The sequence below is a fragment of the Streptomyces sp. NBC_01210 genome, from assembly GCF_036010325.1.
Taxonomy (GTDB): Bacteria; Actinomycetota; Actinomycetes; order Streptomycetales; family Streptomycetaceae; genus Streptomyces.
Genome location: NZ_CP108549.1, coordinates 1214189 through 1229886, shown reverse-complemented (window position 1 = coordinate 1229886; position 15698 = coordinate 1214189). Strand labels below are relative to the sequence as shown.

Below are 15698 nucleotides of genomic sequence, written 5' to 3'. Positions count from 1 at the left end.
ATGGCAGGACTCGATCTCGGTTGCGTGAGCCGCTGGCTCGAGACCCTCGGCGTCGACTTCGCAGGGCCACTGACCTTCGACCGGATCGGGCTCGGTCAGTCGAATCTGACCTACTTGGTACGGGACCAGGACGGCCGCAGGTGGGTGCTGCGGCGCCCACCGCTGGGTCGCCTGTTGGCGTCGGCGCACGACGTGGCTCGCGAGGCGCGGATTCTGACCGCGCTGGAGGGCACCGCCGTCCCGATCCCGCGGGTGCTCGGGCTCACCGCTGATCCCGCCGTGACCGACGTCCCGCTGCTGCTCATGGAGTTCGTTGACGGCCAGGTCGTCGACACGATGCCGATCGCGCAGTCGTTGACGCCGGAGCGCCGCCGGGCGATAGGGATGTCCTTGCCGCGGACGCTGGCGAAGATCCACGCGGTCGATCTCGAGGCGACCGGGCTGACCGGACTGGCCAGCCACACGCCGTATGCGCGGCGTCAGCTCAAGCGGTGGACGAGCCAGTGGGAGAAGTCCAGGACCCGCGAGCTGCCCGCCCTCGAGGACCTCACCCGGCGCCTTGTCGCCGCCGTCCCGGAGCAGTGCGAACTGACGCTCGTACACGGCGATTTCCATCTGCGCAACGTCATCACCTCTTACGACAGCGGGGAGGTGACCGCGGCGCTCGACTGGGAGTTGTCGACGCTGGGGGATCCGTTGGCGGACATGGGCAGCCTGCTGGCGTACTGGCCGGAACCGGGAGAGGAGGAGACCGGGGGCGATTTCGCCGCCTCCGTCCTCGACGGCTTCCCGGACCGTGCCGAGCTCGCTCAGGTGTACCTGACCGAAACAGGCCGGGACGCGGCGGCACTGAAATTCTGGCATGTGCTGGGCCTGTGGAAGGTGGCTGTGATTGGCGAGGGCGTGATGAGGCGAGCGATCGATGAACCGAAGAACAGGAGCGCGACAGGCACGCCCACCGTGGAACGCATCGACGCGCTCGTGGACAACGCATGTCGAATCGCTGACGAAGCCGGGATCTGAGCAGAAGTAACCATGGGCTCGTCCGCCCAGAGCTCGGCGGTGCTGTTCGAGCGACGCGAACACAACGGCATCATCACGTTGAACCGGCCGGAGGCGATGAATGCGGTGAACGCTCGACCGCATGGCACCTGTTGGTGGCGCGGGGGTGCGGTGGCCCACGGGCGTGCTGCGGGAGGATTGTGGCATGAGGCAACGACAGGCGGTGACGGTCGGGGTCGACCTTGCTGCGAGTGCACGGCGTACGGCTGTGTGCCGGGTGGTCTGGGGCGGCGTGGACGGCTTGGCGGCGGAGTTCGTCGTGCCCGAGGGGGATGAGGATCTGCTGGCGGTTGTCCGGGCGGCCGACAAGACCGGCCTCGACTGCCCTCTTGGCTGGCCGTCGAGCTTCGTGGCAACGGTCCTGGCCCACCACCGCGGCCGGCGGCTGCCGCCTCGCGTCCGGTTCGAGGAGCGTGCGGACGGGAGGCCCGGACTGGATGCGCTGCGATTCAGGTTCACCGACGACCTCACATGGAAGGCGACCTCGATGCGGCCTCCGCTGTCGGTGTCCACCGATCTTCTGGGCGTCGTGGCGCTGCGAGCGGCTCATCTGCTGGATGCCCTCGCGGCGATCGGTGCCCCTGTGCCCCGGGACGGGTCGGGACCAGTTGCCGAGGTCTACCCTGCTGCCGCACTGCGGCGGTGGGGGATCCGCCTTCCTGGTAGCTACAAGAGCGCCACGTCCGAAGCGCGTGCCGTCCGAGAGCACATCGTCGGCTCGGTCGAGGCGGGCTTGGGGTTGGCCCTCCCCGAGGCGGTGCGCGGGCAGTGTGTCGACAGCCACGACCATCTCGACGCGTTGGTCTGTGCCCTGGTTGCTCGCGCCGTCCTGGTCGGGGACACCCTGTGGCCGCGTTCTCCGGACGAGCGCGCGGCCGCAGGGCAGGAGGGCTGGATCCACCTGCCCGGTACGGATCTGGCGGCCCTCCGCCACTGACGGCTGAATGGGGGTTGCCCTGACGGAGCTCGGCGGACACCAACCGTGACAACGGCGCATCTCGCCGGACTGCGGGTTCGAAGTCCGGCCGCACCCAGCGGTCCCTGTTCCGGGCTGATGGCGCCGCCGCGCCGGCCTCAGGCGGAGCTGAGCGGATGGGTGGCCGTGGCGGAACGCGGTGGCCAGGTCTGGGGAGAGAGGATGCCCAGGACGTACGCCCGGGCGACCAGCGCGGGTCTGGTCGCGGCGCCCAGTAGATCCCGCAGTCGGCTGAGGTGGTAGTCGACGGTCTGCCGGGACAGGCGCAGCGAGGTGGCGATCTCCCCGTTGCTGCTGCCCATGGCCAGCAGGGACAGGATGCGGATCTGGCTGGCGGTGAGCGGAGGATGTGCCTCGTGGGCGAGCCCCTGGTGGGTGACGACCGCCCAGACCTCCGCGGCGCGGGTCGAGGAACGGCCCACTGTCGTCAGATGCAGCCGGGCCCGGCGCTGCCGGCCGCGGGCGTCGACCAACACGGCGGACGTCTCGAACCTCCTGCGACGGCGGGCTATCAGGTCATTCCATCTGCGGTGCAGCAGGTCGAGTTCCGGCGCCGGAGCCAGCACCGTGTGGGCACGGCGGCCGACGAGATCCGACGGCCGGGTCTGCAGGAGTTCGGCGGCCGCGGCGCTCGCCTGCTGGATCCGTCCGCCCGCCGAGATCAGGGCGCAGGGCAGCCCGCTGTGGTCGCGCAGCGCGTGCAGGCTTTCCTCCGCCTCCCGGCGTTGGTCCAGCGCGCGCGTGTAGTCGGTGATGTCCACGTAGATCCCTGCCACGCAGGTCTGTGAGCCCTCCCGGACGGGGAACCGGTGGCCCGCCGCGTATGCGCTGGTGCCGTCGGACCGGTGGTAGGTGAGGGTGTGCCGCACCGATCTGCCGTGGGAGAGGATCTCCCGGTCGAGCGCGAGGAACTGCGCGGCGTCGGCGAGGGAGTCGAAGTCCTGCACATGCTTCCCGATGACGTTCCCCGGCGTGGTGCCGTAGAGGTGCGCGTAGGCGTGGTTGGTCCAGAGGTAGCGCCCGTCCTCGTCCCGGATGAAGGCAGCGGCGGGGGCGAAGTCCGCGAATGCGTCGAAGCGGCGCGCGGCGGCGGTCCCGGCGCTGACCTCCACGGCCAGTCCGCGGGCCCGGCCCCCGCAAGCCACTTCGTCGAGGGGCCAGCTCACATCGAAGACCCGCCCGTCGAACCGCGCCTGCCAGTGACTGACTTCGGGGGAGTGCCAGGACGCCGCGAAGTCCTGCCGCATGGCCTCGAGGAACCGCTGTGGCGTCCGCGAGTCAATGAAGGCACCGCCGCCGCTGTCGATGACGCGCAGCTGCCCGTCGGCCTCCCACCAGTACACGGGCAGATGCTCGAGCAGCGCTTTGAGAGTGGTCTCGTCCACGACGACCTTTCCATCAAGTTTCAACCGGATTGCGCGGTGTGACATCGCGATGTGTATCCCGCTCTGTTTCCGCGCATGCTCGGTTCTCGGCCGACCTGGACGGCGTCGGGCCGCGATGCCGGCCGTCACTTCCGCCATACGTCATCACGGGCCCTCCCCGCCGGTTCAACGGCGCCTGCAACTCAGGCATTTGCCTGATCGGCCGGCGCCCGATGCGGCGATTCGGGTGCCCGTCGGCTGATTTGCTGGAGCGGTGGTGGGCACCCGTCATGTCGCTCGCCCTCCATCGTTCTGACGGACCATCATCATCCAGAGGAGTTGGGTTTCTGTGAGCAAGGTGCTGTTCGTGCATGCCAAGGGCGGCCCGCCCCTCGGCCATGCCCTGACACGGGTCGCCGCGAAGTCGGCAGTGCACCTGCTGGCGCTCAGCGCACTTCCTCCCAGCGTGGCCGCGACCGCCGAGCGCCTGTGCGCCTCGGTCCTGGTCCCCACCGAGTCGGAGCGGCGCGACCTGGTGTCCCTGATCGTTGCCCGGGCCCAGGCCATCGGTGCGGACGCGGTCGTCACATTCTCCGAGTACGCGGTCGTGGCTGTCGCCGAAGCCTGCGAGAAGCTCGGCCTCGCCGGGGCGGGCAGCTCCTGCGCCCTCGCCCGCGACAAGCGGATGATGCGGCGTACCTGGCAGGAACACGGCATATCCCAGCCCCGGTTCCGCCCGGTCGCCTCGGAGCAGGAGCTGCATGACGCGGCTGCGGCCCTTCCCTTACCCCTGCTGCTGAAGGCGGCATGGAGCGCCGGTTCCACCGCACACCAGGTCATCCGCTCTTCGCGGGAGGTGGCGGAGGCCTGGGAGCGGTCGCGGGAAGTGATGGCCGAATCCGCGCAACTGGGATACGCCGAACTCCACGTGGCCGACGCCGACGCGGACTTCCTGGTCGAGCAGATCGTGGCGGGATCGGCCGAGGACTGGTTCGACGAGCCGGGGTGGGGCGACTACGTGAGCGTCGAAGGTGTCGTCATCGACGGCGACTTCCGACCCGTCTGTCTCAGCGGACGCATGCCGACGGTGGAACCGTTCACCGAGCGCGCCGGCATCACCCCCGCCTCGCTGTCGCACGACGCCCAGGAGCGCGTCGTGGCCCTCGCGCGGGATGCCGTCGACGCGCTGGGTCTCGCGAACTGCGGAACGCACACCGAGATCAAGCTCGGGGCCGAAGGCCAGATGTGGGTGATCGAGACCGCGGCCCGGTTCGGTGGCGCGATGACCGTCCCGCAGATCGAGGAGGTCTTCGGCCTGGACCTCATCGGGATGCTCGTCGACCACCTTCTGGGACGCCCGGTCACCTGGCCTACGCGCGCCCGTACGCCGGGGGAGGCGCGAGGCGCGGCGGGTTCGCTCGTCGTACTTGCCGTCGACGGTGCCGGTGACGCCTGGCCGGACCGGCGCGTCTGGGACTTCCCGACGGTGACGGAAGCCGTCCCGGTCAGCGACGGCAGCCGGCTGTCGGTGGTGGCCGAGAATTCACTTCCCGACGGTGCTTTGGTGCCGGTCTACGACCCGGCCGCCGGCGCGAACACCATGGCGGCACTCTGCCTGCTCTCCGCTGTCGACCCGCAGACCGTCATCCGTGACTTCCGGACACTGGTGGATGTCCTGCCGCACGTCCTACCGGTGGCTTCGGACGAGGAGGCCCGCTCATGACCACCCACCTCCTTCCCCCGGGCGCGCCGGACCCTGCCGTGGACCGCACGGTCGTCGGCGAGAATCTGTCCCTGCCGTTGTTCCGCACCCTCTCCGGCGTGCTGGCCGGTCACCCCTACCTGAAGGTCGTCGTCGACCGCGCCGAGGACACCTGGCACCTGCTCGACACGGCCGTCCACCCCTTCCACGTCAACTATGTCGCCACCCGCGTCCTCGACATGGAGCTGGAGGCCCTGGACGCGTGCCTGGACGCCTTCAACGCCTCGGTGTACCGGGATCCCGGGCGTCGCTTCCTCCTGGGTGTGCTCTCCCTGCACACCGACGAGGACTCCGACGGCCGCGAGCGACCGTTCCTGGTCCTGGAGACGACCGAATCCGACACCATGCACGGCGCCTTGCTCGACGCGTTCTACGCGTTCGTCCGCGGCCGGGTCGACGGCCGACTGCCGCTGCTGCTGAAGCCGGCGAACCATGGACAGGAACAGGAGCTGACCGCGATCAGCGAGGTCCGGGTGCCGCGGATACCCAGCCACGAACTCTTCGGCAACCGGACGCGGACACCGCTCAACGCCGCCGAGGCCATCGGCAGGCTGCGCTACTTCCGGACGGCCGAGGAGTACGAGGCAGCCGCCGACGGGCTCGGCTGGTCGGACATCGTGGCCATGGCCTGCCTGCCGGACGACGTGCCGCGCGTCGCGGGATTCCTCAACACCGCGCCCACCACGCCGCTCTCGCACACCAACGTCCTCGCCTCCGGCTGGGGCATCCCCAATGCGATCGTCCGCGACCTGGAACAGATCGTCGAGAAGGACGACCTCAACGGTGCCTGGGTCCGCTACCTGGTGCGGGACGACGAGATCACCCTCGTGCCGCTGGCGACCGCCCCGGCCCTGGAAGCGCCGACGTGGCACCAGCAGCGGATCCGGATGGAACCGCCGCTGCTCGAGGACGCACCGGCCCTGGCTCTGCACCGGCTGCGCCGCGCGGACCGGGACCGCTACGGCACCAAGGCGGCCAACCTCGGCGAGCTTCACCACGTTCTCGACAGCCGCACGGCCGATCTCACCGCGTTCTACGGGCAGTCGCGGCCGCCCCGCACGGATCTCTACGGCCATCTCGCGGCCCGACTCGGTGTCACGGATGCCACCACCGGCGGGCTGCGGCAGGCGGCGGCCGAATTCACCGCACGTACCGTCGCGGCCCCCGACGGAGTCGCCCTCCCGTTCGCCCTGCAGCAACGCTTCCTCGCCTCCTCACCAGCCCTGCAACAGGGCATCGGAAAGCTCAAGATGGCGCTCGAACTCGACGCGGTCGAGGTGCTGGACTCGCTCTGTCTGCACCTGCAACACGTCGTCCGGAACACCCCGATGCCGGAAGAGGTGACCCGGCAGATCACCCAGGCGTTCCCCGCCCCACTCGCCGCAGGAAGCCGCCTGGTGGTGCGCTCCTCCTCCAATGCCGAAGACCTTCCCGGGTTCTCTGCGGCCGGGGTCTACGACTCGGTCACCACCGTCCGCGGGGCCGGCGAACTCCTCGACGCGGTGCGCCAGGTGTGGGCCTCCCTGCTGTCGCCGCGCAGCGTGCGCCTGCGCCATCAGGTCGGCATCTCCCTGGACGACACATACATGGGAGTGATCATCCAGCAGTACGTCCCCGCGGACCTCGGGGGCGTACTGGTGACCTGCAACCCGACGAAGCGCGAGGACTTCCGCAACGTCTACCTCAACTGCTCGCCGGGATCCCCCGAGACGGTGGTGGACGGGACGACCCTGCCGCAGCAGTACCTCTACAACACCGTTGAGGGCGGCGGCCGTACGGTGGCTCTCGGCTCGTCCGGCGAGGACCTGCCCACCGCGACCAGGAGCCGGCTGATGGACCTGGCCCTCACCGGTCGGCTGCTGCAGTCCCACTTCAGCGAAGGCGACGCGGACCATCCGCTCGACATCGAGTGGCTGATGACCGACCAGGGGGACTTCCGACTGGTTCAGATCCGCCCCTACGCCCTGTGATCCGCCGTCCTGACCGGCCGCGGCCGACCTCCCGGGCCCGTCCGGCGGGCCCGCCCCCGACCCCCGCGGCTCGCCGGATCATCCGACTCAACAACGGCTTCCAACTGCTGTTCAACCTGCTGTGGTGGATGCCGGTGTTCTACGCCTACCAGCGGGAGGCGGGACTGTCGGACGGGCAGATCTTCGGGATCCAGAGCATCTACTATGTCGCGTTCTGTCTGTTCGAGATCCCGACCGGGATCGTGGCCGACCGCATCGGCGCACGCAACTGCCTGCGGGCGGGGGCAGTCGTGATGACCGCCGCGAACCTGGCCCCGGTCCTCACCCCCTCGTACGCGGGCTTCCTCGTCCACTTCCTGGCCATCGCCGCCGGCCGTTCCCTGACATCGGGCGCAGCCAGCGCCTACCTGTACGACGGCCTGCGGGCCGAGGGTGGCGGCGAGCACTATCTGAGGGCCGAGGGCACGGCTCGCGCCCTCGGCCTGGCCGCGAAGGTGATGTGCTGGCCGCTGGTCGGCCCCCTGATGGCCGTCGCTCACGCGGCGCCGTACGTGCTGAGCGCCGCGAGTGCGGCGGGCTCCCTGGCATGCGCCCTCGCGCTGCCCCGACTTGCCCCGCCCCACGGGGACGGCCGGTCGGGTCGGGCGCCCGGGAGAGGCGGGACGAACCGGAGCCGTGGAGCGTTCCTGCACGACGCGGGCGCCGCCCTGCGCTGCGTACGAGCCACACCCTGGCTCGCCCTGGTCATGGTGCAGGGCGTGGCCGTGTTCACCCTCTCCCGCATCTGCCAGGTCAACCTTTTCCAGCCCATGCTGTTGGCCCACGGCATCGGCGAGACCTCGCACGGCGGGGTGCTGGCGGCCATGACCGTGGCGGAGGCCGTGGCCTCGGCGCGTCCCCAATGGCTCGGCCGCCGTCTGTCACCGGTGGCCATGGTGTCCCTGCTCAGCCTGGCGCTGGCGGGCACGCTGGCGAGCGTCACCCTCGGCGGGCCCTGGACCGTGGTCGCACTGTTGTGCCTGTTCGCCGCGGTCACCGGCTTCGCCTACCCGATCCAGCGGAAGTTGGTCAACGATGCCATCCCGGCACACGCCCCTCGTGCCACGCTCCTCTCGGTCGAGAGCATTGTGGACCGAGGCGTGTGCGCGCTGGCAGCCGTGGCTGCGGGAGCCTATCTGTCGGCGGGCCGGCTGGATGCGCTGCTGTGGCACAGTGCGATCGTGACCTGCGTAGTGATGATCGCTCTCCAACTGGTCTTGCGGAGCGATGCGGTGGGACGGCGCGATTCGACGCCGACTGTGACTACGCAGGGAACCAAGCGCGGATCAACGACGGCGAGCTGATCCGTACGCTCGCCGAGGCGGCACGACCGCGCGGGATGGTCAGTCGGCAGGCGGCCGCATCGCAGGGTTGTCTGCGATGCGATTCACGGCTTGCCCGATGAGATCCAGATCTTGATGGTGCTGCCCGGGTCGATGTGGGTACCGCTCTCCGGTTCCTGTTCGACGACTTCTCCTGCGGGCCACAGTTCGTCGGGGACGGTGTGTTCTTCCAGCTTCACACGGGCGATGGCCGCGCAAGCGCGTGCGTTGGCGGTGGTCATGTGCTCGAGGGACGGGGGGTAGGGCTGGTCGCTGGTCGCGTACGTGTCGCAGTTGGACAGCGTTCCCGTGGCGCGGGGATCTCCCCCGGTCGAGATCCATATTCTGACCGTGCTGCCCGTCGTTATCTGTTCCGATCCGGGCTCCTGCTTCGCGACCTGTCCGGCGGGCGTGAGCTTGTCCTGGATGGTCCCGGCTTCCTGCAGCTTCAGATGGGCGATGTCCGCACAGACGCGTGCCTTGGCACGGCTCTTGCCCTTGAACCACGGGTTGGAGACCTTGCCATGGGTCTCCTCCACCTCGCAGTCCGCGAGGTCGCCCTTGGCCCGGGGATCACCGCCCGTCGACACCCAGATGGTGACGGTGCTGCCGGACTTCAGCTTCTTGGTTGCCGGCTCCTGCTTCACCACGGTGTCCTTGTCGTACTTCTTCCCCGTGGTGGTTTTCTGTGCAAGCTTCAGCCCGGCGATCTCGGCACACGTTTTCGCCTCCGCCGGTGACATACCGGTGAAGTCAGGGGGCGTGAACTCGTTGTCGCACAGAATGAATGCTCCGGTGGCCCGGGGATCCGGATCCCGGGTGTGTGAGATACCTGAAATCAGGTACTGCGCGACGTACGCGGCCGCGAGCCCCATACCCACGACCATGGCTGCCGTCAGCCAGATGAGCCTCCGCATGCCATGCGTCCGCAGTGACATGCGGGGGAGGTGCGTGGCCTGCCGGAAGGTCACGGAGATGGTGTCGGCCGTGAGGGTGGGGGGCACATGCGGGGGCAGCTGCCGAGTGGGTGTCCCGCCGGCGGCGATCTTGCGTATGTCGTCCGCCATGGCCTGGGCGCTCGGGTACCGCTGCTCGGGGTCCTTGCTCAGGGCGCGGGCGACGACCGCGTCCACTGCCGGGGGCAGTGACGGATTGATCGAGGACGGGACCGGCGCGGGGTGCTGCACATGCTGGTAGAGCACGCTCATCGTGGACTCGCCGTCGAACGGCAGCGTGCCGGTGGCCAGTTCGAACAGCATGCAGCCGACCGAGTAGAGGTCCGACCGGGCATCGGCGGGCTTGCCCAGCGCCTGCTCGGGGGAGAGGTACTGCGGTGTGCCCAGCACGGTGCCCGTCCGGGTCATCGAGGTGGCATCCGACTGCAGGGCGCGGGCAATACCGAAGTCCATCACTTTGACGGTGCCGTCGTCGGTCACCATCACGTTGGCGGGCTTGATGTCCCGGTGAATCAGCCCGCGCCCGTGGCTGCAGGCCAGCGCGTCCAGGACGGCAGCGGTCATCGTCAGTGCCTTGTTCAGCGGAATCGCACCGTCCGCGGCAGCCCTTTCCCGGGTCAGCTCGCGCAACGAGCGGCCCGAAACGTACTCCATGACGATGTACTGCACGACGCCTGCTTCACCCGCGTCCTCACCACTGTCGTGGACCGCCACGATATTGGCGTGACTGAGCCCGGCGACCGCCTGGGCCTCGCGGCGGAACCGCTCGCGGAAGGACGGATCACGGGCCAGTTCGGAATGCAGGGTCTTCACCGCGACGGTGCGTCCCAGCACAGAGTCGTGGGCGCGGTGCACGGATGCCATGCCGCCCTCGCCGAGCGGAGCCTGCAGAACGTAGCGTCCCTGCCCCACCGCACGGATCGGCGCCCCCGCGTACGCCTGCCCGCTTTCCCCCACGCCCATCGCCCTTGCCCTCCCCCGGCCGCGCACCCCCGCGCGGCGACGCCGAACCCGCCAAGGACCGGCCATGTCAAATGTTTTGAGCTCCGCAGCCCGGAAGTCGCACGGGTATCCCGGGAGTTCAACAGCAGAGCCACATGTCGCCTGTGCCACTCCGCCCGGCCGAGTGGTGGCACCCCGTGAGCGGTTCCGCCCCCGGGGCCGCCGGTTTGCCCGGGTGCACCGGCCTTCGTCAGCAGGAGAGTCCATGGCTGATGGTCATCGACGGTCCGCACACCCGTCTGTGTGTCAGAGGGGTGATCATACTTCACGCAGTCAGGCGAGTTCGGTCTCCCATTCGGCGAAGGGCGGCTGCTCCTCGTAGCCGGGGTCGCAGTACCCCCGGATCCACTCGGCGGCGCGATGCTTGGCCTGGTCGTAGTTGGTCACCTTGCCCTCCTGGTCCACCTCGAGGACGTTGGTGAAGATCGTGAAGACCATCTCCAGCTCCGAGCCCATGGTGACCAGGTCCGGGCGGTAATCGATGTCTCCCAAGAGCGGGATGTCCACGGTGCCGTTGGCGAGAGTGAAGGCGAAGTGACGGATCGAGGCTCGAACATCCCTGGGAATCCTGGACATTCGAAGATCCTGCCAGCCAAGGGTGCCTGACGGAAGGTGATTCCACGACCTGGCGCGGTCGGACGGGTCGGCGCTCAGCGCAGGGGCAGAACCAGTTCGGACGGGTCGTCCTCCGGCGAGCCGAACGACACCTTGCTGTTCAGCGGTGTGCGACCGCCGTACAGCAGGTCCTTGGTATCGAGGACCAGAGCCAGCCGGTGTCCTGCGGGCAGGTCGTAGGCGGTGGCGAAGAGCGGGATGTTGAGGGGGAAGGCCTGCCCCGGCTTCCTGCCGGACCAGCTCTGCGGGGCGTGGGAGATCAGCTTCCCCACGCCGAGGGCGTTCACGTCGTAGAGATAGCCGATCGCCGTGTCCTCCGGCGCGCAGGCGGTGACGGTCGTGTGCAGCTTGACGGCTCCGCGGATGTGCTGCGCGGCCGTGTACGGCGCCGACTGCCATACGGCTCCGGCCCGGCGGGGCAGCAACGGGACCACAACGACGGGAGGCAGTTCGAGGACCTGGTCGAGCAGCCCGGACAGTTCGGTGATGCCGCCGTCGGCGCCCGAGTTCGTACCGCCGACGACCGTCGTCCGCCATCCCGTCCCAGCCGTGCCGCTGCTCCCGGGCGTGCCGCCGTCGAGCGAGCCGGTGCCGAAGACGTCCGCTCTGCCGAGCCGCAGCCGCTCGGTCCGCGAACTGACGGCCTGCCAGGACGGATAGGTCTCGTGTGCGCCGCCGGGCCGTACTTCCAGCTCCACCGGCGGCCGAGGTGTGCCGCCGCTGCCCTTGAGGTGCTCGTCGAACCAGCTGAGCGCGCTCGCCCAGGTGGCATTGTCCAGCCCGAGCAGGCCGGTGACCTCCTGCGTGGCATGGTCGCCGGGGCGCAGCTCGATCCGCTTGGGGCCGGTCAGCTTCTGATAGAAGGCAGTGATCTGGCTGGAGTTGAAGATGCTCTCCCCCCATGCACTGGCGAGGAAGACGGCTGTGCCGTTGGCATTGATGCGGTCCACATAAGCGCCCGGGGACCTGGTCCGCGCCCATCTGATGACTTCGGGGGTATTGCGGTCGCCGAAGAGGTCGGCCAGCATCCCCCGGAACTCGGCGCTTTCGCGACCGGCGGGCGCCCCAACGCCGGCGAGCACAGCGGCGGCCTGCAGGTGCCGGGTCCCGCCGCTGTAGAGCGAGTCGACCAGGTCCCCCCAACCGCTCATCGCAGCCACCGCTTTGATCCGCGGGTCGGTGGCGGCTCCCATCAGGGTCAGGCCGCCGCCCAGGGAGAGACCGGTCATCCCGATCCGCTGCGGATCGGCCGGAGTCCGGGCGATGACCCAGTCGATGACCGACGAGATGTCCGCCACGTCCTTGGGCCCCGCAACATCGACCTCGCCTCCGGAGAGCCAGAAGCCGCGGACGGTGTAGGTGACCACGACATAGCCGCTTGCGGCGAGTTTCCTGCCCTGGAGGACGTACTCGATGTCGTTCTGCCCCCAACTGGCCGGCTGCACGATCACCGGGTATCGGCCGTGTGCGTCGGCGCCGGGTGTGCTGGGGGCGGGGGTGAACACGTTCGCCTTGAGGACGACACCGTCCTTCATCGGGATGTCGGCGAGGCGGAAGAAGGGCCCCGCCGTGGCTTGGGCTGCCGCGCGCGCCGGCCCCGGGGCCGCTGAGGTGGATGCCGCCTGTGCTGCGGGTGCCGCGGCGACTGTGCCGAGGAGGGCGAGTGCCGCGGCGACGGCGGCACTGGTCGTCCGGACCCTGGCGCGGTGTCCGCCGTGGTCTTGCGTTCGTCTCACTCGTGCTCCATCTGACGCGGGCCGTTGTGCCACGGAGGCACTGCCACCGGCGCGGTGATCGGAGCGTAGAGGTGCGGAACAGCCGAGGGGAGACGATGATCAGCCAAATTACCCACGGGTAAGGGTGGGGGCCGAGGCCCGACCAGGTGCGCAGCTGTCGACGCGGCGCGGTACCTGAGACATTGAGTCAGCGCGGCTCCCCGTCGGAATCGGTGGATCGGCCCGCGGCTCTGTCGAGGCCGGGAACCAAGCTGAAATGAGGCGCCGGCAGCGGATGAGCGGGCCGGCGATGGACGAAACCTCACCTCGGCGTGGCGTGCCGTCCAACGGGTGATTATCGGCCTGCACTCACTCGAAGAGCCCATGGTGTAGCTCGAATGCGGCGCTCTCCGCTGGTGCGGAGGGGAAAAGAGGCTGACGGTGAATCAAGTCGCCCCTGCGATCCGGTGACCGATGAAGTGTCGGTCTTCGCAGACGCGGCGAAAGGAATGTGCCCCATGCGCTCTGCCCGCACACTATTCGCGTCAGCCGCTACCACTGCGGTCCTCATGATCTCCGTTCCTGCCGCGTTTGCCGTGACCTCGGCCGACGACTGGGACAAGGACAGCGGCTCGTCTTCCAGCAGCGACAGCCAGGAGAAGTCTGAGAAGGGTGACTCCGAGAAGTCTGAGAAGGGCGACTCCGAGAAGTCTGAGAAGGGCGACTCGGAGAAGTCCGAGAAGGGCGACTCCGAGAAGTCCGAGAAGGGCGACTCCGAGAAGTCCGAGAAGGGCGACTCCGAGAAGTCTGAGAAGGGCGACTCGGAGAAGTCTGAGAAGGGTGATTACGAGAAGTCTGAGAAGGGCGACCACGAGAAGTCCGACAAGGGCGACTACGACAAGGGTGACCACGGCAAGGGTGACCACGGCAAGGGTGACCACGACAAGGGTGACCACGACAAGGGTGACAAGCCGGAGGGTGGCGTTCACACCGGTGGTGGCGCTCTGGCCATGGTCGTGGCCGAGGACTGGGGGCAGGACAAGTCCGACAAGGACGACTCCGACAAGTCCGAGAAGGGCGACTCCGACAAGTCCGAGAAGGGCGACTCCGACAAGTCCGAGAAGGGCGATTACGACAAGGGCGACAAGGGCGACCACGACAAGGGTGACCACGGGAAGGGTGACAAGCCGGAGGGTGGCGTTCACACCGGTGGTGGTGCTCTGGCCATGGTCGTGGCCGAGGACTGGGGGCAGGACAAGTCCGACAAGGACGACTCCGACAAGTCCGAGAAGGGCGACTACGACAAGGGCGACCACGGGTCCTGGAAGAAGGACAAGCCGAACGGTGGTGTCCACGCCGGTGGTGGCGCTCTGGCCATGTCCGGCAACAGCCTGGCTGCCGGCTCGGTGCTGATGCTCGTTGGTCTCGGCGCAGGGGCGTACCGGCTGCGCCGGAGCGCCTCGGGTGCTGCGGCCTGATGGGGCCGAACCACTAGTAGTTCGCTGGCTGCCGCGGCCGCCGTCCTTCCCGGGCGGTGGCCGCGGCGATTGCCCTTTCCGCTCCCCGGACTCTTCCGTCGCCCGCCCGCGCCTCACTGGCCCCCGTACGCGAAAGGCCCGCTCGCATGGCCGCCCTGCAGCCGCCCGGCACAGCCCCCGCCTCCCGTCCCTTCGGCCGCGCCCTGATGTGGCCCGCTGTGGCGGTTGGGCTGGGCTTCCTCCTTGTGTACAACTCCATCACCAACCCGGCAGAAGTCGCTCCGCCGGCCCGCGCTGTGGCTTCGGCTCCCTCCAGGCCCGCCCCTGCCGCCCCTGCGGCCCCTGGTGCCGGTCTGGCGCTGCCCCGTTCCGCCCCGGAGCGGCTCTCGATCACGGAGATCGCCGTCGACGCGCCCTTCACGCCGCTGTCCGTCGGCCCTTCGGGACAGCTGAACGCGCCACCCGGAGACGACGACAATCTGGTCGGCTGGTTCCAGGAGGGCCCCGCACCTGGCGAGCGCGGCACCTCAATCGTCGCGGGCCACGTCGACACCAAGACCGGCCCGGCCGTATTTGTGGAGCTCAGCTCCCTCAAGCCGGGAAGCAAGATCGACATCACCCGCGCAGACGACACCGTCGCCACGTTCAAGGTCGACTCCGTCGAGACCTTCAGCAAGGCGCACTTCCCCAATGAGCGGGTGTACGCCGACACCCCCTCCGCGCAGCTGCGTCTGATCACTTGCGGAGGCGAGTACGACAGGAAGGTGAAGGACTACACGGACAACGTGGTCGTGTTCGCCCACCTCGATTCCAGCAAACGCGCGTGAACCGCTGCCAGGAAAACCGAGACCTCAGCCGCACGGCACGCGCAGCGGCAGGATACTGGCGGTTGGGCATGGACCATCGACGGCGGGAGTTCTTGTGACAGCACTGCGTCGGCTGATCGTCCTGCGGCACGCCAAGTCCGCCCGGCCACCGGATATGGCGGACTTCGACCGTCCGCTCACCGGGCGGGGCCGTAGGGACGCCTCCGCTGCCGGTCGCTGGCTGCGGGACGCCCGTTACACCCCGGACCTTGTGATCTGCTCCACCGCTGTCCGTGCCCGAGAGACCTGGGAACTGGCGGTCGAACAGCTTGAAACCCAGTCACCGGTGCAGCACGAGGCCCGCGTCTACGATGCCGACCTCCACACACTGCTCGCTGTCGTACGTGAAACACCCGCATCCGTAGATACGTTGCTGCTGGGCGGTCACAATCCTGGAGTCCAGGAGCTGGTGCTGTCACTGGCTGCCGAGGCGCTCGGCGACGCCCTGAAGCGTACCCGCGAGAAGTTCCCCACCAGCGCCATCGCCGTTCTCACCTGGCACGGCGACTGGTCCGAGCTCGCCCCCGGCGCGGCTCTGCTCACCGACATGGCGGTCCCTCGAGGGACTTGA

General features: G+C 69.0%; 12 protein-coding genes. 8 read left to right on the top strand and 4 right to left on the bottom strand.

The window, feature by feature from the left end; translation table 11 throughout:
- Together OG735_RS05375 and OG735_RS05370 are read left to right on the top strand one after the other, a co-directional pair.
- Positions 1-1023: a phosphotransferase family protein gene (locus OG735_RS05375; protein WP_327321983.1), complete on the top strand. Its 1023-nt coding sequence runs from the start codon at positions 1-3 to the stop codon at positions 1021-1023.
- A 184-nt stretch (positions 1024-1207) separates the two neighbouring features.
- Positions 1208-1999, top strand: coding sequence for a DUF429 domain-containing protein (locus OG735_RS05370; RefSeq protein ID WP_327321982.1), 792 nt, complete (start codon positions 1208-1210; stop codon positions 1997-1999).
- A gap of 137 nt (positions 2000-2136) precedes the next feature.
- On the opposite strand, the gene OG735_RS05365 is transcribed toward OG735_RS05370, so the two are convergent.
- Positions 2137-3423 carry a PAS domain-containing protein gene (locus tag OG735_RS05365; protein ID WP_327321981.1) on the bottom strand — a complete coding sequence of 429 codons (1287 nt, stop codon included), beginning with the start codon at positions 3421-3423 and terminating at the stop codon, positions 2137-2139.
- A gap of 328 nt (positions 3424-3751) precedes the next feature.
- On the opposite strand from OG735_RS05365, the gene OG735_RS05360 reads away from it, so the two are divergent.
- The 3 genes from OG735_RS05360 to OG735_RS05350 are packed head-to-tail and all read left to right on the top strand — an operon-like array spanning position 3752 to position 8477.
- Positions 3752-5125 carry an ATP-grasp domain-containing protein gene (locus tag OG735_RS05360; protein ID WP_327321980.1) on the top strand — a complete coding sequence of 458 codons (1374 nt, stop codon included), beginning with the start codon at positions 3752-3754 and terminating at the stop codon, positions 5123-5125.
- On the top strand, positions 5122-7134 hold the full coding sequence (locus tag OG735_RS05355; RefSeq protein WP_327321979.1) for a PEP/pyruvate-binding domain-containing protein: 2013 nt from the start codon (positions 5122-5124) through the stop codon (positions 7132-7134). The genes OG735_RS05360 and OG735_RS05355 overlap by 4 nt, the downstream gene beginning before the upstream one ends.
- The gene (locus tag OG735_RS05350; protein WP_327328211.1) at positions 7134-8477 is read left to right on the top strand and encodes an MFS transporter; all 1344 of its coding nucleotides are present in this window, start codon (positions 7134-7136) and stop codon (positions 8475-8477) included. Before OG735_RS05355 ends, OG735_RS05350 begins: the two co-directional genes overlap by 1 nt.
- An 83-nt stretch (positions 8478-8560) precedes the next feature.
- Here OG735_RS05350 and OG735_RS05345 read toward each other — a convergent pair whose 3' ends face one another.
- From OG735_RS05345 to OG735_RS05335, 3 genes are all read right to left on the bottom strand, one after another.
- Positions 8561-10414, bottom strand: coding sequence for a protein kinase domain-containing protein (locus OG735_RS05345; protein WP_327321978.1), 1854 nt, complete (start codon positions 10412-10414; stop codon positions 8561-8563).
- Positions 10415-10726: 312 nt separating this feature from the next.
- Positions 10727-11029, bottom strand: coding sequence for a DUF7677 family protein (locus OG735_RS05340; protein ID WP_327321977.1), 303 nt, complete (start codon positions 11027-11029; stop codon positions 10727-10729).
- A gap of 74 nt (positions 11030-11103) precedes the next feature.
- Positions 11104-12804 carry a CocE/NonD family hydrolase gene (locus OG735_RS05335; protein WP_327321976.1) on the bottom strand — a complete coding sequence of 567 codons (1701 nt, stop codon included), beginning with the start codon at positions 12802-12804 and terminating at the stop codon, positions 11104-11106.
- 548 nt (positions 12805-13352) lie between these two features.
- On the opposite strand from OG735_RS05335, the gene OG735_RS05330 reads away from it, so the two are divergent.
- The 3 genes from OG735_RS05330 (at position 13353) to OG735_RS05320 (ending at position 15698) form a co-directional block, all read left to right on the top strand.
- Complete coding sequence (locus tag OG735_RS05330; protein ID WP_327321975.1) at positions 13353-14261, top strand: hypothetical protein; 909 nt, start codon at positions 13353-13355, stop codon at positions 14259-14261.
- A gap of 146 nt (positions 14262-14407) precedes the next feature.
- A complete protein-coding gene (locus tag OG735_RS05325) occupies positions 14408-15088 on the top strand; it encodes a class F sortase (protein ID WP_327321974.1) in 681 nt (226 codons plus the stop codon).
- A gap of 94 nt (positions 15089-15182) precedes the next feature.
- The gene (locus OG735_RS05320) at positions 15183-15698 is read left to right on the top strand and encodes a SixA phosphatase family protein (RefSeq protein ID WP_327321973.1); all 516 of its coding nucleotides are present in this window, start codon (positions 15183-15185) and stop codon (positions 15696-15698) included.

Bases quoted from the DNA above. Each gene is read 5' to 3' on its own strand.
- OG735_RS05375 (WP_327321983.1), top strand. From the start codon at position 1: ATGGCAGGACTCGATCTCGGTTGCGTGAGCCGCTGGCTCGAGACCCTC.
- OG735_RS05370 (WP_327321982.1), top strand. From the start codon at position 1,208: ATGAGGCAACGACAGGCGGTGACGGTCGGGGTCGACCTTGCTGCGAGT.
- OG735_RS05355 (WP_327321979.1), top strand. From the start codon at position 5,122: ATGACCACCCACCTCCTTCCCCCGGGCGCGCCGGACCCTGCCGTGGAC.
- OG735_RS05345 (WP_327321978.1), bottom strand. From the start codon at position 10,414: ATGGGCGTGGGGGAAAGCGGGCAGGCGTACGCGGGGGCGCCGATCCGT.
- OG735_RS05340 (WP_327321977.1), bottom strand. From the start codon at position 11,029: ATGTCCAGGATTCCCAGGGATGTTCGAGCCTCGATCCGTCACTTCGCC.
- OG735_RS05330 (WP_327321975.1), top strand. From the start codon at position 13,353: ATGATCTCCGTTCCTGCCGCGTTTGCCGTGACCTCGGCCGACGACTGG.
- OG735_RS05325 (WP_327321974.1), top strand. From the start codon at position 14,408: ATGGCCGCCCTGCAGCCGCCCGGCACAGCCCCCGCCTCCCGTCCCTTC.